The 21566-nt window shown below is 74.5% G+C and carries 28 protein-coding genes; 17 read left to right on the top strand and 11 right to left on the bottom strand.

Features of this window, described 5'->3' with window-relative positions:
* Genes AC07VC_RS00650 through AC07VC_RS00635 form a run of 4 tightly spaced genes read left to right on the top strand, consistent with a single transcriptional unit; the run spans position 1 to position 3609 of the window.
* Complete coding sequence (locus AC07VC_RS00650) at positions 1–774, top strand: ThuA domain-containing protein (RefSeq protein ID WP_104290402.1); 774 nt, start codon at positions 1–3, stop codon at positions 772–774.
* Entirely contained in the window at positions 771–2000 is a 1230-nt protein-coding gene (locus tag AC07VC_RS00645) for a Gfo/Idh/MocA family protein (RefSeq protein WP_494674811.1), read from the top strand. Before AC07VC_RS00650 ends, AC07VC_RS00645 begins: the two co-directional genes overlap by 4 nt.
* A gap of 20 nt (positions 2001–2020) precedes the next feature.
* A complete protein-coding gene (locus AC07VC_RS00640) occupies positions 2021–3370 on the top strand; it encodes an ROK family protein (protein WP_494674812.1) in 1350 nt (449 codons plus the stop codon).
* A complete protein-coding gene (locus AC07VC_RS00635; protein ID WP_494674813.1) occupies positions 3367–3609 on the top strand; it encodes a hypothetical protein in 243 nt (80 codons plus the stop codon). The genes AC07VC_RS00640 and AC07VC_RS00635 overlap by 4 nt, the downstream gene beginning before the upstream one ends.
* 76 nt (positions 3610–3685) lie before the next feature.
* On the opposite strand, the gene AC07VC_RS00630 is transcribed toward AC07VC_RS00635, so the two are convergent.
* Positions 3686–4126, bottom strand: a complete 441-nt coding sequence (locus AC07VC_RS00630; RefSeq protein ID WP_094114761.1) for a MarR family winged helix-turn-helix transcriptional regulator — start codon at positions 4124–4126, stop codon at positions 3686–3688.
* An 81-nt stretch (positions 4127–4207) separates the two neighbouring features.
* On the opposite strand from AC07VC_RS00630, the gene AC07VC_RS00625 reads away from it, so the two are divergent.
* Entirely contained in the window at positions 4208–4438 is a 231-nt protein-coding gene (locus tag AC07VC_RS00625; RefSeq protein ID WP_317230724.1) for a hypothetical protein, read from the top strand.
* A gap of 189 nt (positions 4439–4627) precedes the next feature.
* Here the strand turns inward: AC07VC_RS00625 and AC07VC_RS00620 are convergent, their stop codons facing one another.
* A complete protein-coding gene (locus AC07VC_RS00620; protein ID WP_317230723.1) occupies positions 4628–5512 on the bottom strand; it encodes an alpha/beta hydrolase family protein in 885 nt (294 codons plus the stop codon).
* A gap of 319 nt (positions 5513–5831) precedes the next feature.
* Here AC07VC_RS00620 and aroQ point away from each other — a divergent pair, with 319 nt between their 5' ends.
* On the top strand, positions 5832–6518 hold the full coding sequence (gene aroQ, locus AC07VC_RS00615; protein WP_494674814.1) for a gamma subclass chorismate mutase AroQ: 687 nt from the start codon (positions 5832–5834) through the stop codon (positions 6516–6518).
* Positions 6519–6596: 78 nt separating this feature from the next.
* Here aroQ and AC07VC_RS00610 read toward each other — a convergent pair whose 3' ends face one another.
* Together AC07VC_RS00610 and AC07VC_RS00605 are read right to left on the bottom strand one after the other, a co-directional pair.
* Positions 6597–7088, bottom strand: coding sequence for an FBP domain-containing protein (locus tag AC07VC_RS00610; protein WP_494674815.1), 492 nt, complete (start codon positions 7086–7088; stop codon positions 6597–6599).
* 270 nt (positions 7089–7358) lie between these two features.
* On the bottom strand, positions 7359–7808 hold the full coding sequence (locus AC07VC_RS00605) for an MSMEG_6728 family protein (RefSeq protein WP_094114763.1): 450 nt from the start codon (positions 7806–7808) through the stop codon (positions 7359–7361).
* A 73-nt stretch (positions 7809–7881) separates the two neighbouring features.
* On the opposite strand from AC07VC_RS00605, the gene AC07VC_RS00600 reads away from it, so the two are divergent.
* Positions 7882–8478, top strand: coding sequence for a P-loop NTPase family protein (locus AC07VC_RS00600; protein ID WP_494674816.1), 597 nt, complete (start codon positions 7882–7884; stop codon positions 8476–8478).
* On the opposite strand, the gene AC07VC_RS00595 is transcribed toward AC07VC_RS00600, so the two are convergent.
* Together AC07VC_RS00595 and AC07VC_RS00590 are read right to left on the bottom strand one after the other, a co-directional pair.
* A complete protein-coding gene (locus tag AC07VC_RS00595) occupies positions 8454–9047 on the bottom strand; it encodes a hypothetical protein (RefSeq protein WP_494674817.1) in 594 nt (197 codons plus the stop codon). The two genes, AC07VC_RS00600 and AC07VC_RS00595, sit on opposite strands and share 25 nt — an antisense overlap.
* A 9-nt stretch (positions 9048–9056) precedes the next feature.
* Positions 9057–10070 carry a DMT family transporter gene (locus tag AC07VC_RS00590; protein ID WP_494674818.1) on the bottom strand — a complete coding sequence of 338 codons (1014 nt, stop codon included), beginning with the start codon at positions 10068–10070 and terminating at the stop codon, positions 9057–9059.
* A gap of 33 nt (positions 10071–10103) precedes the next feature.
* Between AC07VC_RS00590 and AC07VC_RS00585 the strand changes: the two genes are divergently transcribed.
* On the top strand, positions 10104–10730 hold the full coding sequence (locus tag AC07VC_RS00585) for a TetR/AcrR family transcriptional regulator (protein WP_494674819.1): 627 nt from the start codon (positions 10104–10106) through the stop codon (positions 10728–10730).
* Positions 10727–11200: an HIT family protein gene (locus AC07VC_RS00580; protein ID WP_494674820.1), complete on the top strand. Its 474-nt coding sequence runs from the start codon at positions 10727–10729 to the stop codon at positions 11198–11200. Before AC07VC_RS00585 ends, AC07VC_RS00580 begins: the two co-directional genes overlap by 4 nt.
* Positions 11201–11229: 29 nt before the next feature.
* Here AC07VC_RS00580 and AC07VC_RS00575 read toward each other — a convergent pair whose 3' ends face one another.
* Positions 11230–11706 (bottom strand): hypothetical protein, encoded by a 477-nt coding sequence (locus AC07VC_RS00575; RefSeq protein ID WP_494674821.1) that lies wholly within the window; start codon positions 11704–11706, stop codon positions 11230–11232.
* Positions 11707–11831: 125 nt separating this feature from the next.
* Here AC07VC_RS00575 and AC07VC_RS00570 point away from each other — a divergent pair, with 125 nt between their 5' ends.
* Positions 11832–12500 (top strand): SDR family NAD(P)-dependent oxidoreductase, encoded by a 669-nt coding sequence (locus tag AC07VC_RS00570; protein ID WP_494674822.1) that lies wholly within the window; start codon positions 11832–11834, stop codon positions 12498–12500.
* A gap of 71 nt (positions 12501–12571) precedes the next feature.
* Positions 12572–12946, top strand: coding sequence for a PH domain-containing protein (locus AC07VC_RS00565; RefSeq protein WP_317230527.1), 375 nt, complete (start codon positions 12572–12574; stop codon positions 12944–12946).
* A gap of 67 nt (positions 12947–13013) precedes the next feature.
* On the opposite strand, the gene AC07VC_RS00560 is transcribed toward AC07VC_RS00565, so the two are convergent.
* Positions 13014–13706, bottom strand: a complete 693-nt coding sequence (locus AC07VC_RS00560) for a YceI family protein (protein ID WP_317230528.1) — start codon at positions 13704–13706, stop codon at positions 13014–13016.
* A 257-nt stretch (positions 13707–13963) separates the two neighbouring features.
* Here AC07VC_RS00560 and AC07VC_RS00555 point away from each other — a divergent pair, with 257 nt between their 5' ends.
* The 5 genes from AC07VC_RS00555 (at position 13964) to AC07VC_RS00535 (ending at position 18101) form a co-directional block, all read left to right on the top strand.
* Complete coding sequence (locus tag AC07VC_RS00555; RefSeq protein ID WP_317230529.1) at positions 13964–14509, top strand: RNA polymerase sigma factor; 546 nt, start codon at positions 13964–13966, stop codon at positions 14507–14509.
* On the top strand, positions 14506–15159 hold the full coding sequence (locus AC07VC_RS00550) for a hypothetical protein (protein WP_494674823.1): 654 nt from the start codon (positions 14506–14508) through the stop codon (positions 15157–15159). Before AC07VC_RS00555 ends, AC07VC_RS00550 begins: the two co-directional genes overlap by 4 nt.
* 124 nt (positions 15160–15283) lie before the next feature.
* Positions 15284–15790 (top strand): sigma-70 family RNA polymerase sigma factor, encoded by a 507-nt coding sequence (locus AC07VC_RS00545; protein WP_094114770.1) that lies wholly within the window; start codon positions 15284–15286, stop codon positions 15788–15790.
* Positions 15787–16590 (top strand): anti-sigma factor family protein, encoded by an 804-nt coding sequence (locus AC07VC_RS00540; RefSeq protein WP_494674824.1) that lies wholly within the window; start codon positions 15787–15789, stop codon positions 16588–16590. The genes AC07VC_RS00545 and AC07VC_RS00540 overlap by 4 nt, the downstream gene beginning before the upstream one ends.
* Before the next feature lie 125 nt (positions 16591–16715).
* Positions 16716–18101 carry an MFS transporter gene (locus AC07VC_RS00535; protein ID WP_494674825.1) on the top strand — a complete coding sequence of 462 codons (1386 nt, stop codon included), beginning with the start codon at positions 16716–16718 and terminating at the stop codon, positions 18099–18101.
* On the opposite strand, the gene AC07VC_RS00530 is transcribed toward AC07VC_RS00535, so the two are convergent.
* From AC07VC_RS00530 to AC07VC_RS00520, 3 genes are read right to left on the bottom strand one after another with little or no spacing between them, the layout of a single operon-like run.
* Positions 18098–18610, bottom strand: a complete 513-nt coding sequence (locus AC07VC_RS00530) for a tetratricopeptide repeat protein (RefSeq protein WP_494674826.1) — start codon at positions 18608–18610, stop codon at positions 18098–18100. The genes AC07VC_RS00535 and AC07VC_RS00530 overlap by 4 nt on opposite strands.
* A gap of 24 nt (positions 18611–18634) precedes the next feature.
* Positions 18635–18982 (bottom strand): hypothetical protein, encoded by a 348-nt coding sequence (locus AC07VC_RS00525; protein ID WP_494674827.1) that lies wholly within the window; start codon positions 18980–18982, stop codon positions 18635–18637.
* A gap of 32 nt (positions 18983–19014) precedes the next feature.
* Positions 19015–20025: a LacI family DNA-binding transcriptional regulator gene (locus AC07VC_RS00520; protein WP_317229973.1), complete on the bottom strand. Its 1011-nt coding sequence runs from the start codon at positions 20023–20025 to the stop codon at positions 19015–19017.
* Between the two features lie 247 nt (positions 20026–20272).
* On the opposite strand from AC07VC_RS00520, the gene AC07VC_RS00515 reads away from it, so the two are divergent.
* Positions 20273–21562, top strand: a complete 1290-nt coding sequence (locus tag AC07VC_RS00515; RefSeq protein ID WP_317229974.1) for an extracellular solute-binding protein — start codon at positions 20273–20275, stop codon at positions 21560–21562.
* The last annotated feature ends 4 nt before the right edge of the window (positions 21563–21566 follow it).

Genomic DNA, 21566 nt, shown 5'->3' with positions numbered 1-21566 from the left:
ATGACCGACACCCCCACCCCCCTCCGCGTCACCGTCTGGGGCGAGAACCGCCACGAGCGGATCGAGCAGCACGTGCAGGAGCGCTACCCCACGGGCATGCACGGCGCCGTCGCCGAGGGCGTGCAGGAGAACCTGCCCGAGGCCGTCGTCGAGATCGCGACCATGGACCAGCCCGAGCACGGCCTCACCGAGGAGCTGCTCGCCCGCACGGACGTCCTCACCTGGTGGGGCCACGCGGCCCACGCGGAGGTGGAGGACGAGATCGTCGAGCGCGTGCACCGCCACGTGCTCGCGGGCATGGGCCTCATCGTGCTGCACTCCGGGCACTGGTCGAAGATCTTCACGAAGCTCATGGGCACGACGTGCACCCTCCGCTGGCGCAGCGAGCACGACCGCGAGCTGGTGTGGACCGTCAACCCGCAGCACCCCATCACCCGCGGCGTCCCGAACCCGATCGTCATCGACGAGCAGGAGATGTACGGCGAGTACTTCGACGTGCCCACCCCGGACGAGCTCGTGTTCATCTCCGGCTTCACCGGCGGCGAGGTGTTCCGCAGCGGCATGACGTACCGCCGCGGCTTCGGCCGGATCTTCTTCTTCTCGCCCGGCGACCAGGACTTCCCCGTGTACCACCACACCGACGTCCGCCGCGTGATCGCCAACGCCTGCGAGTGGGCGCGCCCCGACCGCGAGCGCGAGACGCCGACGCTGCTGCGCTACGAGCAGGGCGAGTTCTTCCAGGGCGCCGACTACGCCGGGGCGCTGGAGCGATGACGGACACCGCCCGGCGCACGTCCGCGGACGCGCCCGCCCACCGGGTCGTCGCCCCCGCGGACGGCGCCCGCCTGCGCGTGGTGCAGGTCGGCGCCGGCGGCATGGGGCAGGCGTGGCTGCGCACCATCGCGGAGGATCCCGACGTCGAGCTCGTCGGCGTCGTCGACCTCGATCAGGCGGCCGCCCGCGCGGGCGCGTCGGCCCACGGCGCGTCCGCGGAGGCGTCCACCGACCTCGGCGAGCTCCTCGAGCGGGTGCGCCCGGACGCGGTGATCGACGTCACCATCCCCCGCGCCCACCACCCCGTCACCACGCAGGCGCTGTTCGCGGGCCTGCCGGTGCTCGGCGAGAAGCCCGTCGCGCTCACGGTCGCGGAGGGGCTGTCGCTCGCGGCCGCCGCCGAGATCACGGGCGAGCTGTTCATGGTGAGCCAGTCGCGCCGCTACAACGACCACCTCGTCGCCCTCAAGCGGCGGGCGGCCGACCTCGGCGGCGTCGGCATCGTCACCACGGAGTTCTTCAAGGCGCCGCGCTTCGGCGGGTTCCGCGAGGAGATGGACGACGTGCTCCTCCTCGACATGGCCGTGCACCAGTTCGACGCCGTCCGGTACCTGCTCGACGCCGATCCGGTGAGCGTCTACTGCGAGTCGTACAACCCCGCCTGGAGCTGGTACGCCGGCGACGCCGGGGCCACCGCCGTCTTCACCTTCGAGGGCGGGGTGCGGTACGTCTACACGGGCAGCTGGTGCAGCCCCGGCGCGGAGACGTCGTGGAACGGATCCTGGCGCCTGAGCGGCGCCCACGGCACGGCCCTCTGGGACGGCGACCACGAGCCCACGAGCGACGTCACGGAGGCGCCCGACGGGCCGCCCGCGGAGCCCGGACCGGTCGACCCGGTGGGCGTGGAGATCGCCGGGTCGCTGCGCGCCTTCGTCCGCGCGCTCCGCACGGGCGAGCGGCCGCACGGCGAGGTGCACGGCAACGTGATGAGCCTCGCCATGGTGGAGGCCGCGATCGAGTCGAAGGACACGGGCGCACGCCTCGACATCGACGACGTGCTCGACCGCGCGTACGCCACCGCGCTCGCCGACGAGCGGCGCGACGACGTGCGTGCGCGGCTCGAGGCGTGGCGCGAGCGGGGCGTGCGGGAGGCGCTCCAGGGGCCGTCGGCCGCGGAGGGCCTCGCGGGCGCCGCGGCCGTCGCCCGCCCGGCCGCCGCCGGGTAGCCTCGTCGGGTGGGGATCCAGTGACCGGGCTCGAGCCGGACGACGCCGAGGGCGCGTCCGCGACGGGCGCACCGGTCCCGGACCCCGCCCGGGCCGTCCCGCTCGCCCCCGACCCGCGCTCCCGCGAGCTCCCGCCCGGCGGCGACGCCCGCTCGCGCGGCACCACCCCGGACCACGTCCGACGGTCCAACCTCGCGACCGTGCTCCAGATCGTCCACGAGACCGGGCCGGCCTCCCGTTCCGAGCTGACCCGCGAGACGGGCCTCAACCGCTCCACCATCGCGGCGCTCGTCGGCGAGCTGCAGGACCTCGGCCTCGTCGTCGAGTCCGAGCCGCCCGGCACCAACCGCGTCGGCCGCCCGAGCCCCATCGTCTCGGCCGAGCCGGGCGTGGTCGTCTTCGCCGTGAACCCCGAGATCGACGCCGTCACCGTGGGCCTCGTCGGCCTGGACGGCACGGTCCAGCGGCGTCTCCGCCGCGACACCGACGGGATCCCCACGGCCGCCGAGGCCGCGCGCCTCGCGGCCGACATCATCGCCGAGCTGCGGAGCGACCTCCGCGCGACCCGTCCCGGCGCGCGTGTCCTCGGCGTCGGCGTCGCCGTCCCGGGGCTCGTGCGGTTCGACGGCGGCCTCGTGCGCCTCGCGCCGCACCTCGGCTGGGTCGACGAGCCGTTCGCGGCGCTCCTCGAGGAGGCGACCGGGCTGCCGGCCCTCGCCGCCAACGACGCGAGCCTCGCGGCCGTCGCGGAGGGGCGGTTCGGATCCGGCCGCGACGTCGACGACCTCGTCTACCTCAACGGCGGCGCGAGCGGCGTCGGCGGGGGAGTGCTCATCGGCCGCCGTCCGTTCGGCGGCGCGGAGGGCTACGGCGGCGAGCTCGGCCACACGCTCGTCGACTCGGCGGGCGAGCTGTGCCACTGCGGCGCGGTCGGCTGCCTGGAGACGACGGTCGGCCAGGACGCCCTGCTCGAGGTCACCGGGCTCCCGCGCTCGCGCGCCGACGAGCTGGGCGACGTGCTCGCGGCGGCGCTCGCGGCCGGCGACCAGGCGGTCACCGCGGAGGTCGAGCGGCAGATCGACAACCTCGCCGTGGCGCTCCGCAACGTGGTCAACATCTTCAACCCCTCGCTCGTGGTGCTCGGCGGGTTCCTCGGGTCGCTGCACGCGGCGGATCCCGACCGGATCCTCGCCCGCGCCACCGCCCAGGCGCTCCCCGGCGCCCGCGAGGCCCTCCGCATCCGCCGCGCGGCCCTCGGCCCCGACCGGCTCATGATCGGCGCCGCCGAGCTGGCCTTCGCGCGCGTGCTCGTGGATCCGTCGGGCGTGATGCGCGCCGCCGTCGCCGACCCCGAGCGCACCACCGCATGAGGATCCGCCCGCGCGCGCTCTGGGGCGCCTCGGCCGTCGTGCTGCTCGCGCTCGGGGTGCTCGCGGTCGGCGTCTGGTCGGGCGGCTGCCGCGACTACGCGGGCATCCCCGGCGAGTGCTGGGCGGAGCCGAGCCTCGGCTGGCCCGGGGCGGTGCTCGCCGCCGTGGTGTGCGCGTCCGCCGCGGCGCTCTGCATCCGGCGGGCCACCCGGAGCACCCCGCGACGACCCGGCTCCTGAGCCGCCGCTCCTCCGGGCGCGGCGGCTGCTGCTGCTGCCGCGGAGGTGCGCGGATCCGGATGCGGTCGAGCGAGCGTCAGGCGGAGGCGGCGCCCAGGCGGTCGACGAAGCGGTGCAGGGTGTCGCGGAGCCCGGTCAGCTCGGCGACCGACATGCCGGTCCTCGTGGCGACCCGTCCGGGCACGTGCTCGGCCTCCGCGCGCAGCGCCCGCCCGTCGTCGGTGAGCGTGACGAGCACTACCCGCTCGTCCTCCTCGCTCCGCGCGCGCCGCACCAGCCCGGCGCCCTGGAGGCGCTTGAGCAGCGGCGTGAGGGTCGCGGGCTCCAGCTGCAGGGCGGATCCGAGGTCGGAGATCGACCGGCCGTCGCGCTCCCACAGGGCGAGCATGACGAGGTACTGCGGATGGGTGAGCCCGAGCGGCTCGAGGATCGGGCGGTAGATCGACACGACGGTGCGCGCGGCGAGGACGGCGGCGAAGCAGACCTGGCTCTCGAGCGCGAGGGGGTCGGTGCTCATGCGCGTCCCGCTTCCTGTCATGGCTCGCCGGTCCGGCGATGCCCGGGCGCCGGAGTCCGAATACCGCGTACACTGAATACTATGACACGCGGTAAGAGTGAGGGCGACGGCCGGGCCCGGGGATTCGGCGCGGCGGTCGAGCGGTTCAACGAGCGGCTGCGGCCCTACCTCGGAGCGCCGCCCCTCGGGCCGTACACCGACGATCCGGTGCCCGAGCCGCAGTCCCGGCTCTGCCCCATGTGCGGGAAGCCGATGCCGGACCACGACATCGACCGCTCGGGCCCCCGCACCCAGGTGCGCTGCCCGGTCTGACGTCGCCGCGCCGCGCCGCATCGCATCGCGCCCCTACCGGACCCGGCGCTCCTGATCGATGCAGGGCGAGCGCGCGAGGTCGCGCGGCTGCGAGGCGCCGAGGCGCCGAGACGCCGAGACGGCGAGACGCCGAGACGGCGACCGGGTGCCGGTCGCCGTCTCGTCACGGTCGTGCGGGGTGCGGTCGGGTCAGCGGACGCTCTCGGACACGCTGAGGCCGGCCCGCTGCGGGGCGGGGAACGCGAACCCCGCGTAGCGCTGGTCCTGGTCGACGAACGTCTTGAGGAAGGCGATCGACGCGCTCAGGATGTCCGCGTTCTTGTGCTGGGGTGCCTCGTGCGTGGCACCGGCCAGCTCGAGGTACTGGCGCGGCGTCGACTTCGGGAGCTGGTCGTAGTAGGCCCGGCCGAAGGTCGCGGGGACCGCGAGGTCGTCCGCCTGCCCCGTGATGATGAGCGTCGGCGTCGTGATGGATCCCGCGGCGGGGAGCTCGGTGCTGCTCAGGTCGTCGGTCGCGTAGTAGGGAGCGAACGCGAGCACGGCCTTCAGCTCCGGATGCGTGGTCGCGAGCTTCAGGGCGCCGCCGCCGCCCATGGAGTACCCGGCGACCGCGATGCGCGACGGGTCGAGGCGGCCCTTCAGCACGGGTGCCTCCTTGAGGTAGTCCACGGCGGCGCCGATCTGGGCGGCGCGGGCGTTCGGGAAGTCGCCCGTGTCGAGCGTGTCCATGTTGAGCACGATGAAGCCCTGCGAGGCGAGCGCCGGGCCGTACCAGCCGACGCTGCCCTTGAGGCCGGTGAATCCCGGCGCCAGGACCACCGCGCCCACGGTCTTCCCCTGCGTGTTGGTGGGGTAGAAGATCGTGCCGCCGCCGAACCCGGTGACGTCCGTGGGGAGGACGCGCGTCTTGTGCGCCTTCTCGGGACCCGTCATCGAGGAGATGCTGGCGAGCGTGGGATCGGGGTTGCGGGGGTGGCCGGACGTCGCGGCCTGTGCCGGAGCCTGGAGGCCGAGCGCGGCGACGACGGCGACGGCGGCGACCGTCGTGAATCCGCGGCGGGAGAGGAGCTTCATGGGGGTTCCTTCTGTTCGGGTGGGTGCCGGGGCGGCACGGCGGCGCGACGGCGTGGGGCAGCCGCCGGCCGTGGGGACGGGCTCGTGATCGGGTCGAGCCGCGGACGGTGCCGGGCTCGTGCCGAGCTCGTCCGGGATGCCGAGGCTAGGTCGGGGAGCGCTCGCCGCGGTCCCGGCTGTCCACATGCCCGAGCCCCCCCGGTCCGCCTGTGGACGCGGGGCACGCCGAGCGGCCGGATGCGCTTTGCTCGTCCGCACCCGTGCCCCCCCCGTCGTCGCCACCCGCGCGCTCCCCGCCGCCAACCCGAACGGATCCGCCATGCCCCGCCGCGCCCCGCTCCGCATCCCGTCGCCGCGGCGCTCCCTGCCCCGCCCCGGTCACGCGCCCCTCGCATCCTCCCGTCGCACCCGTCGCATCCGTCGCGCGCCCGGGGTCGTCATCGCGTCCCTCGTCTCCCTCGCCGTCGCGCTGGGCGGGGCGACGCCCGCCCTGGCTGCTCCGCGCGTCGGAGCCGACGCCCAGCGCGAGGTGACGGCCGTCGCGGCGGCGGTGCTCGACCGCCTGGAGGTGGCCGACGACGTGGCCGCGTCCAAGCGGCTGTCCGGGAGGCCCGTCACGGATCCCGTGCGGGAGCAGGCCGTCGTCGACGCCACCGTCCGCGTGGCGCGGGCGGACGGGGTCGATCCCGTGGCCGCGGAGCGGATCATCCGGGCTCAGATCGCCGCGAGCACGCAGGTGCAGCATGCCCTCCTCGCCCGCTGGCGCGCCCACCCGGAGGAGGCGCCCGCGACCGCGCCCGACCTCGCCAACGTGGTGCGACCGCGCATCGACGCCATCGACGCGCGGCTGATCCCCGCCATCGGCGACGCAGCCGACGCCCTCGACGATCCCGCTTGCCGCCACCTCGTCACCGAAGCGCGGGGAGCGCTCGGCGGAGGGCTCGACGACGTGCACCGCAAGGCCCTCCGCACGGCCCTCGCGGCCGTCTGCCCGCCTCGCGCCTGACCCGGCCGGGGCCCGACGCGGGACGGCGCCGGACCCGGGCGGTGCCTGAGCCCGCCCCTCGCCCGACCCGGCCGGGTGTCAGGCCGTCGTCGCGACGTCGGCCGCGAACGAGGCGACCCGGGACCCCAGGTCGTCGATGAGCTGCGCGGTGGCCGCATCCGGGTCGAAGCCCAGGTACGGGATCGGCCGGGGCCTCCGCACGTTCGCGCTGCACTCGAAGTCCGTGCAGACGAGCGTGCCGATGGTGTTGCCGTTGCGACCCGCGGCCCCGGCGCGGCGGGCGCTGTAGAAGGAGACCGGGACGGGCAGCCGCACGTCCTGGCACCAGGTGCACTGGGCGCGGGATCGGGGCGCCGTGGCAGCCTGCTGCAGGAGCACGCCGACGAGCCGGTCACCCACCGGGACGACGACGTAGCCGCGCTGCGGGGCCTTCGGGTCGCGCCAGCCGAGGTAGTCGAGGCGATCCCAGCGGAGGTCGGCGAAGCCGTCGGGGAGGCGGAGGTCGCGCGCCTCGCGCTGCGACGCGTTGACGAGGGACGCGCGGATGTCGGACTCGGTGAGGGGGAGCATGGTGTGCCGTTCGTGAGGGGCCGCGACGCCTGCGCCGCGGCGGATGGGAGGGAGGGAGCTCGGGTCGGCGGCCGGATCCTCGGGATCCACGCGCGCCGGGTCGCGCCGTCCGGGCGGGGACGGCGGCGGGTCCGCGACTACCTGGTGCCGGCGGGCACGCCGCCGACGACCTCCCCACGCCCCGAGGGCGTCGCGCTGCTCGTGTGACTCACGCGGACAGAGTACCCCCGACTGGGGAGACGTGATCCGGAGCGCGGGTCCCGCCGCGGGTCAGGCGCTCGCGCCCGGCCAGACGTAGTCGAGGTCGTCCGGATCCGCGGGGAAGGCCGGACGGTACAGCTCCGGCGCCTTCGCCAGCAGCTTCGAGCGGTGGGACAGGTGCATGTCCTCGCGGCCCCACCACGGCGGCTGCGGGAACCGGCCCTCCGTGTACGCGGCCAGGTCCTCGGGCACCTCGGCGAGGATCGCGAGGGTCTTCTCGAAGCAGGTGTCGGCGAAGCCGCGCCGGGTCCACTCGGCGCACGTCGCCTCCTGGTACTCCATGAGCGCCGGACGGTAGCCGCGCCACATGCGCGTGACGGGATGGCTCTGCCAGCCGTACCCGGGCACGATCAGCGCCTTCATCACCTGGAGCGTCTCCACGCGCTGCTTCCCGAGCCGCTTGTCGTCGAGCACGGCCATGCTCGCCGCGAGGTCCGGGTAGGGGAGGAACGTCTGCACCCGGCCAGTCAACTCCGGTCGGCGCGGTACCGGCTCCCCGCGCCTCCGCGGCCGACCCGCCTAGGATCGGCGGATGCTCGGAGCCCTCGACCGCCTGGATCCCCCCGCCCGGCGGATCCTCATCGGCGCGCCCGCCGGCACCGGCAAGACCACGCTCGCGCGTCGGCTCCACGTGCGCACCGGCGTGCCGTACGAGGAGCTCGACGCGCTGTTCCACGGTCCCGGCTGGACCGAGCTGCCCGGCTTCCGCGACGACGTGGCCGCCTTCGCCGCCCGGGACGCGTGGACCACCGAGTGGCAGTACACGACGCAGCTCGGGGACCTGCTGCCGTCGCGCGCGGACACGCTCGTGTGGCTCGACCTGCCCGTGACGGTGCACATGGGGCGCCTCATCCGCCGCACGCTGCACCGGCGCTGGTACCGCGTGCCGCTCTGGCACGGGAACGTGGAGCCGCCGCTCCGCACGATCCTCACGGACCCGGCGCACATCATCCGATGGGGATGGGAGGGCCGGTCGAAGCTGCGGCAGCGGATCGTGCGCGCGGCGATCGCGCACCCGCACCTGCGGATCGTGCGGCTGCGCTCGAGCCGCGAGGTGGACCTGTGGCTGCGCGCGCAGCCGTGCTCGGCCCCGCCGCCCGCGGGTCAGCCGCCCGCGGCCTCCGGGTAGAGGTCGCTGCACCACAGCCCGGCGGGATCCGGGCCGTCCATGGTGAGCTGGGGGAACGACTCCAGCTGCGGTGCCGCGGACACCATGTCGCTGCCGTTCACGGCCGACCAGATCGTGCCCGCGAAGTCGTCCCGGGTCGGGTCCTGGTCGGTCGCCCACAGGGCGACCCGGTTCCCGGCCTCGGGGCCCGGCTCCACGCCGACGGGGCCGATCATCCCGGCGAGCGTCCAGACCTCCTGCTCGGCGTCCCACATCGTCTCGAGGCCGTCGAGCTGCAGGCCCGGGTAGGGGCCGGGATCCGCGGCGATGCTCGCGTTCACGGCCGCGAGGGCCGCGGGAGAGGCGTCGACGCAGGTGGTGAAGCCGCCCTCCTCGGTCGCCTCCACGGCGGACGGCGTGGGCGTGGGCGTCGGCAGGACGATGGGCGGCTCCTCCGGGTCGAGGCCGCCGAGGGCGCCGCCGGCCCCGCCGAGCGCGGCGCATCCGCCCAGGGCGAGCCCGAGCGCGAGCGCGACCGCGACGGCGCCGGCCGGGGCCGCGGGGTGGTCGATGGTCCGTGATGCCCTCATGCCCGGACCCTAGGGCGTCGCGGCGCGCTCCCGGCGGTCTCGGCCCGATCCGCTCCCGGACTGGGGGGACGGGAGCGCGTCGACGGCGACCCGGGCGGCGCCGCCGGGACGTGTCCCGCCGGCCGCCCGCGTGCCCTCCGTCACCAGGACCACGGCGACGCCCGCCGCGCACAGCGCGAAGCCGGCGAGCGTCACCAGCGTGATCCGCTCGCCGAGCAGCAGCGCCCCCGCGGCCGCGGTCGTCGGCGCGACGAGGAACAGCAGCGCGTTGAGCGCGGTGATGCCGACCCGCTCGAGCAGCCACCAGTACAGCCCGTAGGCCGCCAGCGTCGGCGCGAGCGCGGCGAGGACGGCCGTGACCCAGAACACGGGATCCGCCGGGGGTGCCAGCGTGCCGGTGCACGCGGCGGCGATGGCCAGGGCGACCGCGGTGACGACGACGTGCACGGTGAGGGTCACGAGCACGGGCGGGCGCCCCGACGACCGGCGCTCGAGGAACGTGCCCGCGACCAGGCACGCCATGGCCGCGGCCGGGAGCAGGTAGGAGACCGGATCCGCGTCCGCCGCCCCCGCCTGCGACCGCACCACGAGCACCACGCCCACGGCGCCGAGTGCGAGCCCGCCCCACTGCGTGGCGCGGACGCGCAGCCCGAGCAGCGGGCCGACGAGCGTCGCGACCACGAGGGGCTGCACCGCGTCGATGAGCGCGGTCGTGCCGGTGGCGATCCCCGCGCCGATCGCGGCGTAGACGAACGCGCAGTACCCGAGCTGGGCGGAGGAGCCGATGAGCGCCTGCCGTCCGAGCATCCTCAGCGGCACCCCGCGCGCTGCGCCCGTCACCGCGACGAGCGCGACGAGGGCGACGGCGAGCGGCGCGAACCGCCAGAGCAGCAGCGTCGTCGCGGGCACCTCCACCGTGCCGACGGCCGCGATGAGGAACCCCGAGCTCCAGGCGAGGACGAAGCCGACGGCCGCCGCCACCGTCACCACGCGGGTCGGTATACCGATCTGTCTACTCATCATGGACTCGACTATACAGACCGGTATATTCGTCGTGTGACCATCCCCGTGCCCGACCTCTCCCCGCTCACCCCCGGCGCCCGTCGCGTGCTCGACGCCGCGTCCGAGCTCTTCTACGCGCGGGGGATCCATGTGGTCGGGGTCGACGCGATCGCGGCGGTAGCCGGCGTCACGAAGAAGACGATCTACGACCGCTTCGGGTCGAAGGAGCAGCTCGTCGTCGCGTACCTCCAGCACCGGGACGCGCGGTGGCGCGAGCACCTGGCCGTGCGCCTCGCGCGCACGCCCGAGCCGGGGGCGGACCGCGTGCTCGCGGTGTTCGACGCCGCGATCACCTGGGCCGACGCCAACACCCCCAAGGGCTGCAGCGCGATCAACGCCCGCGCGGAGCTCGGCACCGGCGACCTGGGCGACGAGGACGACGGCCACGACGTGCTCCCCGAGACGATGCGCCAGAAGGCGTGGCTCCTCGAGCTGATCCGCGACCTGTGCGGGCAGGCCGGCGCCCCGGATCCCGCCGGCACGGCGCGGACGCTGATGCTGCTCTACGAGGGCGCCCTCGTCACGCTCGGCATGGGCACCTTCCGGCGCCCCTTCGAGGCGGCCCGCGAGGCGGCTCGCGCCGTGCTCGCGGCGGCGCTGCCGACCTCGGCGCCGCGATGACCGCCGCGCCCGCGGCCTCGGATGCGACCCGGGCGGCGTGCCCGTTCTGCGCGCTGCTCGAGGGTGCGCCGGCGCGCGCGCCGCTGCCGCAGGACGTCGTCGCCGAGCGGGAGCGCGCCGTCGCGTTCATCGCCCCGCGCTGGTGGCCGCGCAACCGCGGGCATGCGCTGGTCGTGCCGCGCATCCACGTCCCCGACCTGTACGCGATCGGCCGGGAGGACCACCACGCCGTCGTGGACCTGGTGCAGGAGGTCGCGGTCGCCATGCGCTCGACCTACGGATGCACGGGCGTCTCGACGCGCCAGCACAACGAGCCGGACGGCGGGCAGGACGTGTTCCACCTCCACGTCCACGTGTTCCCGCGCTTCGCGGACGACGACCTGTACGGATCCGCGCCGCTGGCCGACTTCGCCTCCCCGGAGGACCGGCTGCCGTTCGCGCGCCTGCTGCACGGGGCGCTCGCGGGCTGACGCCCGCATCGCATCGCGCCCGCGGCGGCCTAGTCGTCGTAGAGGAGCCAGGACGACGGCGCCGCGCTCTCGTGCGGCGTCGGCTGCCGGTGCCGGAAGACCTCGCGCCCGCCATGCGGCAGCACGTCCACCGCGTCGCGCGGGTCGACGCCCGGCGGCCAGAGGGGGAAGTCGGCCGCGCCGACCGTCACGTACGGCAGCGTGGAGCCGTCGCGCATCCGGACGAGGAAGCGCTCGTAGCCCATGCCGCTCTCGCCCGCCTCGTGGATCCGCTCGGCCAGCTCCGCCGCGAGCCGGACCGGGCTGTCCTCGATGCGCGCGACGTCCTCGACCTCGAACGCCGCCGCGATGCGGAAGCCGGCCCGGGCGAGTGCGGCGCGCTCGCCGACGAGGACCCGGTCCCGGACACGGCCCGACCGGAGGGTCACGCGGCACGGCGCGACGAGGCCGCCGTGCGTTCGTGGGACGCGCGCCAGCTGCGCGGCGAGCTCGGGCGTCAGCTGCATCCCGCCACGCTAGCCGCAGGGCGGATCGAGGCCGTCGCCGACGCCCGGACGGCCTAGCGTCGAGGGGACGCACCCCGGACGCACCCGCCGCGCGGGGGTCCCGATCCACCATCAGGAGGAGAAGCATGACCACCATCGCCATCGTGGGGGCCGGCACCGGCCTCGGCGCCGCCGTCGCCCGCCGCTTCGGAGCCGAGGGCTTCGCCGTCGCGCTCGTCTCGCGCAGCCAGGAGCGCCTCGACGACCTCGCGCGCACGCTCTCCGAGGAGGGGATCACCGCGCGCGGCTACGCGGCCAACGTGCGCGACCACGTGGCGCTCGCCGCCGCGCTCGACCGTGCCGCGCAGGACCTCGGGCCCGTCGAGGTGCTGCAGTACAGCCCGCTTCCGCAGAAGGAGTTCCTGCGTCCCGTGCTGGAGACCACGCCCGGCGACCTCGTCGGCGCGTTCGAGTTCTCCATCCAGGCCCCTGTCGCCGCCGTGCACCAGGTGCTGCAGGGCATGCGCGTCCTCGGCCGGGGCACCGTCCTGTTCGTCAACGGCGGCACGGCGGTCCAGCCCCTGCCGAAGTTCGCCGGCACGTCCATCGGGTTCGCGGGCGAGACCGCCTACGGGCAGATGATCCACGAGGCGCTCGCGGGCGACGGGATCCACGTGGGCCAGCTGATCATCCCCGGCTCGATCCGGCCGGGCCACCCGAGGAAGGACCCGCAGGTGCTCGCGGAGACGCTGTGGGCGATGCACGTGGAGCGCGGCGAGTTCCGTCGCTTCGCGACCACCATGGACGACGAGTAGCAGCCCGCGGGTCGCGCGGGCCGCCCTGATGGGGGCCTGCGCGACCCGTGCCCGGCTGCCACTCTCGGAGCATGGACGCCACCGCACCCCTCCTGACCTGGACCCTCGCCGCCGAGATCCCCGTGCCCGACGACGTCCACGAGCTGCTCGTGCAGGGGGAGCAGGCCGTCGCCTCGTTCCGCACCTTCCGCGACTCGGCGACGTTCACGACGAAGCGCCTCATCGTGCGCGACGCCCAGGGCATCACGGGCAAGAAGGTGGAGCTCTACTCGCTGCCGTACAGCTCGATCAACATGTGGTCGACCGAGAACGCGGGCACCTTCGACCTCAACGCGGAGCTGGAGCTCTGGACGCGCGCCGGCCACATCAAGGTGAAGCTCGGCAAGGGCGCGGACATCCGGCGCATCGACGGCCTCATCGCGTGGGCCGTGCTGCACGCGCACTGATCCGCCACGACGGGAGGGGGAGGAGCGCCGCAGCGCTCCTCCCCCTCCCGTCGTGCGTCGGCTCGGACTAGCCGGCCGGCGTGGCCTTCACCAGGAACTCGACGGTGCCCTGGTCCTCGACGCTCACGAAGCCGAGGTCCGGCGCCTCGACGCCGTAGTCGGAGAAGGTGACCGGGATGGATCCGCTCACCTGCACGCCGTCGCCCGAGAGCGCGGCCTGCAGCGGGACGGTGACGGTCTGCGTGACGCCGTGCATGGTCAGCTCGCCGGTGGCGTCGACGGTGGCGACCTCGCCGCTCGCGGGGACGGCCGCGTCGATGGGCTGCGTGAGCGTGAACGTCGCGTCGGGGAACTGCGAGACCTGCATGGCCTCGTCGCGGAAGTACGAGTCGCGCGGCGGCTGGTCCGTGGCGATGCTCGCGACGTCGACCGTCACGGTGGCGGCCGAGAGGGTGGACCCGTCGACCGTGATGGTGCCGGTCACGTCCTCGGTGGTGCCGACGACGGTCACGTCGGTGCCGTTCAGCACCTCGTCGACGCGGTAGCCGGCGGTGCTGCCGGTGCCGATGGCCCAGTCGCCCGACAGGTCGCTCGTGTCGAGCGTGGAGTCGGCGGGGGCGGCCGACACGGACGGGGCGGCGGCGGGGGCGCCGACGATGACGTCCCGGTAGAACACCGGTCCGGCCACGGCGGCGGTGACGCCGAGCACGACGACCACGGCCGCGCTCGTGCCGAGGATGATCTTGGTCTTCTTCTGCATGGGGGTCTCCTGATCCGGATGGTGCTCATCTGGTCGCCGCGAGGGACTGCGCCGACATCAGGGACGACGGACCAGCCGCGGAGAACGTTCACGCGTTCAGGTTCCTGCCAGGTTCGACCGGTCCGCCCGTTCCGCAGCCTGGCGGCGCGTGTCCGCTCGGCGCCGTGACCTGCCGGTACCGGGGCGGCCCTGGGATCCTCGACCTGCCGGCGGGACGGAAAGGTCCGCGCCGGTGCCGGACATGCGGAGGAGTGGACATGCCCGACCCCGGATCCCGCACCCGCTTCGACGCCGTCGTCCGCGAGGTGCTGGAGCCGGTGCGCCGGTACCTCGCCCGGCGCGTGGACGCGCCGACCGCCGAGGACGTGCTGAGCGAGACGCTCGTCGTGCTGTGGCGCCGGCTCCCGGACGTGCCGGACGGCGAGGAGATCCCCTACGCGATCGGCGTCGCGCGGCTGCAGCTGCGGAACGCCCTGCGCGCGCTGCGCCGCCAGGAGCGGCTGGTCGCGCGGATCGTCACGGTCGACCCGCCGACGGAGGTGCCGCCCGACGACGACGGACCGGATCCCCGCGTCGACCTGGTGCGCGAGGCGCTCGGGCTCCTGCGCGAGGCCGACGCCGAGGTCCTGCGCCTGCACGCGTGGGACGCGCTGGCCGTGACCGACATCGCCCGCGTCCTCGACGTCACGCCGAACGCGGTCTCGATCCGGCTGCACCGGGCGCGCCGGAGGCTCGCGGACGCGATCCGGAAGATCGAGGCGCGAGGCGGACATGACGAGGAGAGGGGAGGAGCGGGCCGATGACGACACGACACGACGCATCCGACGCGGCGGGGGAGCTCGACGCGGGGATCGACCGCCGGCTGCGTGCCGCCGATCCCGCCCCGCGCCTCGCGCCGCTGTCACCCGGGCAGCGCGCCGAGCTGGAGGAGCGCGCCATGGACGAGACCACCCGCACGACCGCACGCCGCGGAGCGCCCTCCGGCGGCGGGTCGGACCGCCGACGGCCCCGGCCGACGCGTCGGCCGCTGGTCCTCGGCGCCGTCCTCGCCGCGGCCGCCATCGTCGTCGCGGCCGTGGTCCTGCCGCGGGGCGGCGGGGACAGCACCCGCCTGACGGTCGACGCGTCGGGCGGGCTCGCCGACAGCTGCGCCGTCATCACGCCCGAGGGTCTGGCCGCCGCGGCGACCCTCGCCTTCCGCGGCACGGTCGAGAGCGTGGAGGGCGGCACCGCGACGATCCGCGTCGAGCGCGTGTTCGCGGGGGAGCCGTCCGACACGGTCGTCGTGTCCCAGGGCGACCCGGACGAGGTGGTGGACGGCGCCGCGCCGGTCTTCGCCGACGGCACGACCTACCTCGTCGCCGCCGCGGACGGGCGCGTCGCCTCCTGCGGCCTCACGGGCGTCGACGGTCCGGAGCTCGCGGCACTGTACGACCAGGCGTTCCCGGGCTGAGCCGGCTCCGGCAGGTCGGGACGGCGCGATGCGGGACAGGGGATCCGCGATGTCCACCTGCGATGATTCCCGCGAGCGGTGAACCTTCCGGCCGTCCATCTCGTCGTGGAGGGAGGAGGCACGGATGACCACGGAGAGCACGGCCCGGATGCGGGCGCTGCACGACGCGCACGCGCCCGCGCTCCAGCGGTACGCGCTGCGGCTCACGGGGGATCCCGCGCTCGCCGAGGACGTCGTGCAGGAGGCGCTGCTGCGGGCCTGGCGCTCGCCCGCGATCCTCGCGGAGGACGACGAGTCGGCCCGCCGCTGGCTGTTCACCGTGGTGCGGAACCTCGTGATCGACGACCGGCGCAGCGCCTGGCGCGGCCGCGAGACCCCGACGGACACCCTGCCGGAGGATCCCGTCGCCGACGCGTCCGACGCCATCATCGACCGCCTGCTCGTGGCCGAGGCCCTCGCGTCGCTCTCGCCCGAGCACCGGCGCGCGGTCGTCAGCTGCTACCACCTGGGACGCAGCGTCGCGGAGACCGCCGAACGCGAGGGCGTCCCCCCGGGCACGATCAAGTCCCGCCTCCACTACGCGCTCAAGGCGCTCCGGCTCGCCCTGCAGGAACGAGGAGTCACCCGATGAACGACCGTGCCGCCGACATCCACGAGTGGGATGCCGCCTACGTGCTCGGCAGCCTGAGCGCCACCGACCGCGCGCTCTTCGAGGCCCACCTCGAGGGCTGCGACGCGTGCATGCGCTCCCTCGCGGAGCTCTCCGGGCTGCCCGGGGTGCTGCGGATGCTGCCCGTGGAGGACGCGCTCGCGCTCATGGACGAGCCCGACGCGCCTGCCGCGACCCCGACCGCACCCGAGCCGCTGGGCGCGACGGCGCTGCCCGCGCCCGCGCCCGTCCCCACGTCGCACCGCGTGCCGCTGCGCCGCCGCGCGCGGACCCGTCCGGTCGGCCTGCCGCTCACGCGTCGCATGGGCGGCTGGGTCCTCGCCGCCGCGGCCGTCGCGCTCCTCGCGGGCGGTGCCGCCCTCGGCTCCGCGCTCCGGGCCGGCGTCAGCGCGCCGGTCGCGGATCCGACCCCTGCCGCCACCGCGACCGTCGACCCCGCCGACGGCCTGCCCGCCGACGCCGTGAGCATGCGGTCCATGCTCGACGACGCGGTGATCGCCCAGCTCGCCGTGACCGGGAAGTCCTACGGCACGCGCTTCGACTGGAACTGCGAGTACGCGGGCGGCGGTGCCGGGCTCGGCGCCTACGACCTCGTCGTGATCGCGCAGGACGGCACGCGGACCGTCGTCGCCTCATGGGGCTCGGGAGAGAAGGAGGCGAAGCAGCTGGCGGCCACGTCGAGCATCCCGATCGAGCGCATCCGGTCGGTGGAGATCACGCCCTCCGACTCCGACCTGGTGCTGGCGAGCCGCGACCTCTAGTCCGCGCGCCGCCGCGTCGGGATCGCTGAGCCCGCGCTCCCCTCGGTAGCCCCTGGCGCGTCGACCTCCGCGCGCCCTAGCCTGGTGGCCTCCGCACCCGAGGAAACAGAGCAGGCGAGGATCCGATGAGCGACCCGGCAGGGCAGGCCGACCTGTCGAGCACGAGCACGAGCGCCCTGAGCGCAGCCGACGCGGCCGCAGCCGACGCGGCCGTCATCGCCGCCCGGTGGAAGCGCAACGCCACCCTGTTCCTCAGCGGTCAGACGGTGTCGCTGTTCGGCTCGATGCTCGTCCAGTACGCGGTCATGTGGTACGTCACGTTCGAGACCCGCTCGGGCCTCGCGATCGCGCTCTACGCCGTCTGCGCGTTCCTGCCGCAGGGGATCGTCTCCATCTTCGGCGGCACGCTCGCCGACCGCATGAACCGGCGGGTGCTGGTCATCGCGTCCGACAGCACCATCGCCGTGGTCACGCTCGCGCTCGCCCTGCTGATGATGAACGGGGTCACCGACCTCTGGATCATCCTGCTCGCCGTGGCCGTCCGCTCCGTCGGCGCGGGGTTCCAGACGCCCGCCGTGCAGGCGATGATCCCGCAGATCGTGCCGCCCGAGCAGCTTCTGCGCGTGAACGGGATCTTCGGCACCATCCAGTCGGCGATGGCGCTCCTGGCGCCGGCCGCCGCGGGCGCGATCTTCGCCGCGTACGGCCTGGTGCCGCTGTTCTTCGTGGACGCGATCACGGCCGCCATCGGCATCGCGTTCCTGCTGTCGGTGGCCGTGCCGACGCTCGCCTCCATCGCCGACAAGACGTCGACGTACCGCGAGGACCTCGTGGAGGGGATCCGCTACATCGGCGGCAACCCGGTCGTCCGCTGGCTGCTGGTGGTCTTCGCGATCATCTTCCTGCTCACGGTCGCGCCGTCGTTCATCACCCCGCTGCTCGTGGCCCGCACCTACGGCACCGAGGTGTGGATGGTGACGGTGCTCGAGATCGCCTTCAGCGTCGGGATGCTCGGCGGCGGCGCGCTCGTGTCGACCCTGTTCGCGAAGTCCGACCGCATGACGCTGATCCTCGTGAGCTGCTTCGGCTTCGCGGTCTTCACGGCGGGCCTCGGCCTCAGCCCGAACCTCTGGGTCTTCTACGGGTTCATGTTCGCCATCGGCCTGTTCGTCCCGCTGTTCTCGGCGCCGTTCATGACGCTCGTGCAGGAGACGGTCGCGCCCGAGATGCACGGCCGGGTGTTCAGCTACGTCGGCATCGTCATGGCGCTCGCGACTCCGATCGGCGCGGTCGCGTTCGGCCCCCTCGCCGACGTGTTCAGCGTGCAGGCGCTGCTGGTCGCGGCGGGGATCATCACGGTCGTCGTGATCACGGTCGCCATCTCGCTGCCGTCGGGCCGCGCGGCGATCCGGCTGGCCCGCGCGAAGAAGGCCGAGGCGGACGCGGCGGATGCGTCCGCGGAGGCCGCGCCGGGCGAGGTCGACGAGGCCCGCGTCACGCCGGGCGCCTAGCCCTCGGCGGGTGACGCCGGATCCGTCCGGTCGCGCTCCGCGAGCTCGTCCGCGTAGGCCGCGACCGCCCGGCCGTACGCCGGCAGCGTGGGCGCGAGCCGCCGGAGCGCCACGGCCAGCGCTTCCGTCGGGCGCCCCGCGTCGTGCAGCGCGAGCGCGAGGAACGCGTCGCGTCCGGGCGCGTCCTCGTCGTCGGGCAGTCCTTCCAGGAGGGCGACCGCCTCGGCCGCCTCGCCGACGTTCCGCAGCGAGCTCGCGAGCTGGATCACGGCGAGCGGCCGGTGCGCGGCGTCCAGCCCGCCCGCGATCGCCGCGCGGTAGAGCGGCACGGCCTCCGCCTCGCGGGCCACGAGGTCGTGCGCGCACGCCAGCTCGAAGAGCGCCCGCGGATCCCCGTCCGGCCGTTCCGCGACCAGCTCCCGCATCGCGGCGACGGTCTCGTCCGCGCGCTCGTCGCCGGCGGCCGCCCAGAAGGCGGCGACCCGGGCGTCCCAGTCGTCGTGGTCCATGGACCCAGCCTGTCGGGCGGGGAGTCAGTCCCGGGGCGCGGCGCTCGAGGGTCGATCCTCGCCGCTCTCCGATGGCGCGGCCCGTCCCGCCTCGTCCGCCGTGCGCTTCCGCGACGACCGCATCACGTTCCTCACGCCCCAGATCACGTACCCCACGATCACGAGGGCGATCCAGATGCCGCGGATCGGACCGGCCGGGAGGAAGACCGCCACCACCATGAGCGGGATCACCGCGTAGAACTTCACGATCGCGTTCTGGTCCTGGAAGTCCTCCTGGTCCCGCATCTCCGCCGGCGTGAACCGCCGCATCCACGCCGGCCTCGTGCCCTTCCGATCCTCGCGCGGCGCGGCCCGGTCGTCGTCGTCTCCCATGCGTCGAGCCTGACAGGTCTGCCGGGCGGGGATCAGCGCCGCGGGACCGGCGCCGGCGCGGTCGTCGCCCGTCGGACGAGCCTTGTGGGCAGCTGCACCCGCATGGCGTCGGGCTCGGTGCCGCCCATGAGCGACATGAGCAGGTCCACCGCGGTGGTGCCGAGACGCTGCATCGGCTGGCGGATCGTGGTGAGCGGCGGCGTCATCTGCGACGCCTCGGGGATGTCGTCGAACCCGATGACGGAGAGGTCCTCGGGCACGCGGATGCCCAGCTCCGCCGCCACCTGGAGGATCGCGATGCCCGAGAGGTCGTTGGCGGCGAAGATCGCGGTCGGGCGGTCCGGCATCGACAGGAGGACCCGCGCGGGCTCCCGCGCCGGTGCCGTGAGAAACAGTCCCGAGCGCACGAGCGCCGGGTCGAAGGCGATGCCCGCGTCCTGCAGGGCCCGCCGGTACCCGGCCTCGCGGAGGCTCGCCGAGCGGAGGTCGGGGCGGCCGGCGAGGAACCCGATCCGCCGGTGCCCGAGCTCGAGGAGGTGGCGGGTCGCCTGGAGCGCGCCGCCCAGGCTGTCCGACTCGACGCTCGGCAGGTCGGCCGGTCCCGTGTGCGGGTCGATCGAGACGACGGGGATCTCGGTGGAGGCGGTCACGACGGTCGGCGTGACCATGATCGCGCCGTCGATGAGCGTGCCGCTCAGGCGGCTGAGCGACCGGCGCTCCCAGCCGGCGCCGTCGGCCTGGCGCGAGCCGCTGTAGGCCAGCAGGTCGTAGCGCGAGCGGCGGAGCGCGGCGCTCACGCCCTTGAGGATCTCGGCGCTGAACGGCTCGAAGTCGGCCACCAGGACGCCGATGACGCCGGTGCGGTGGGAGCGCATGCTGCTCGCGACGAGGCTCGACTCGTAGCCGAGGCGCTCGACGACCTCCATGACGCGGCGGGAGGTCTCGGCCGAGATCCCGTAGCGGCCGTTGACGGCCTTGGAGACGGTCGACACCGAGACGCCGGCGGCAGCGGCGACGTCGTGGATCGTGGGACGGCGGGTCATGCAGTGGACCCTACGCCTGCAAGAAAAGGATTTCGAAAACGTTTGACGATTCGCCGGAGCGCGGCTGACACTGTCACGACCGGCCCCCGTCAGGAGGTCGCGGCACCGCGAGGACGCGGCGTCGCGACCGTCTCCCGCGCGGATCCGGGACGTGCCGCGGCCCCACAGCATCCGGCCGCGCACGAGCACGACACCCCCCCCCGACACCCGCCAGGGTGCGCTCAATGAAGAGGACAGGTTGGACAAGATGAAGGCACGGAAGATCCTCACGGGATCCGCGGCCCTGCTCGTGGGGGCGCTCGCCCTCACCGGCTGCAGCGGCGGCGGCTCCGGCAGCGACGACGGCGGTCCCGTCGAGATGACGCTGTGGCAGAACTCCACCACCGGCCCGGGCAAGGCGTTCTGGGAGAAGACCACGGCGGACTTCAACGCCGCGAACCCGGGCGTCACGGTCACGGCCACGTCGATCCAGAACGAGGACCTCGACGGCAAGCTGCAGACCGCCCTCAACTCGGGCGACGCGCCCGACATCTTCCTGCAGCGCGGTGGCGGCAAGCTCGCCGCCACCGTCGCCGCGGGCCAGGTCATGGACATCACGGACGGCATCTCCGCCGACGTGAAGGCCGAGATCTCGCAGGGCGCGTTCGACGCGAACTCCATCGACGGCAAGGCGTACGCCATGCCAGTCGCCGTGCTCCCCAGCGGCATCTTCTACAGCCAGGACCTCTTCACGGCCGCCGGCATCACGGAGACGCCGACGACCATGGACGAGCTCGACGCCGCCGTCGAGAAGCTGAAGGGGTCGGGCGTCGCGCCCATCGCCCTCGGCGCCAAGGACGCGTGGCCCGCCGCGCACTGGTACTTCAACTTCGCACTCCGCGAGTGCTCCTCCGCGACGCTCGAGAAGGCGGCGACGGACAAGGACTTCAGCGACGAGTGCTGGATCGCGGCGGGCGAGGACGTGCAGGACCTCGTCGGCACCGAGCCGTTCAACGACGGCTTCCTCACCACCGCGGCGCAGCAGGGCGCCGGCAGCTCGGCCGGCCTCATCGCCAACAAGCAGGCCGCCATGGAGCTCATGGGCGCCTGGGACCCGGGAGTCATCGCGGGCCTCACCCCCGACCAGAAGCCGCTGGCCGACCTGTCCTGGTTCCCCTTCCCCGAGATCTCGGGTGGCGAGGGCGAGCCCGGCTCGATCATGGGCGGCATCGACGGCTACTCCTGCTCCGCGCAGGCGCCGAAGGAGTGCGTCGACTTCCTCAACTACATCGGCACCGCCGACGTGCAGAAGGAGTACTACGCGGCCTTCAACGCCCCGCCCGTGAACACCGAGGCGCAGACCGCGGTCACCGAGCCGTACCTCCAGGAGATCCTGGCCGCGTACAACGACGCGCCCTACGTCTCCCAGTGGCTCGACACGGTCTACGGCCTGAACGTCGGCAACGCGATGAACGTCGGCGTCGTCGACCTCATGGCGGGCGACGGCAGCCCGGAGAAGCTCATCCAGACCGTCGGCGACGCCGCCAAGAAGGCCTAGGCGA

The sequence above is a fragment of the Clavibacter sp. GW821-FHT01D01 genome (assembly GCF_059422605.1).
This window is presented reverse-complemented; position numbering and strand designations above follow the sequence as displayed.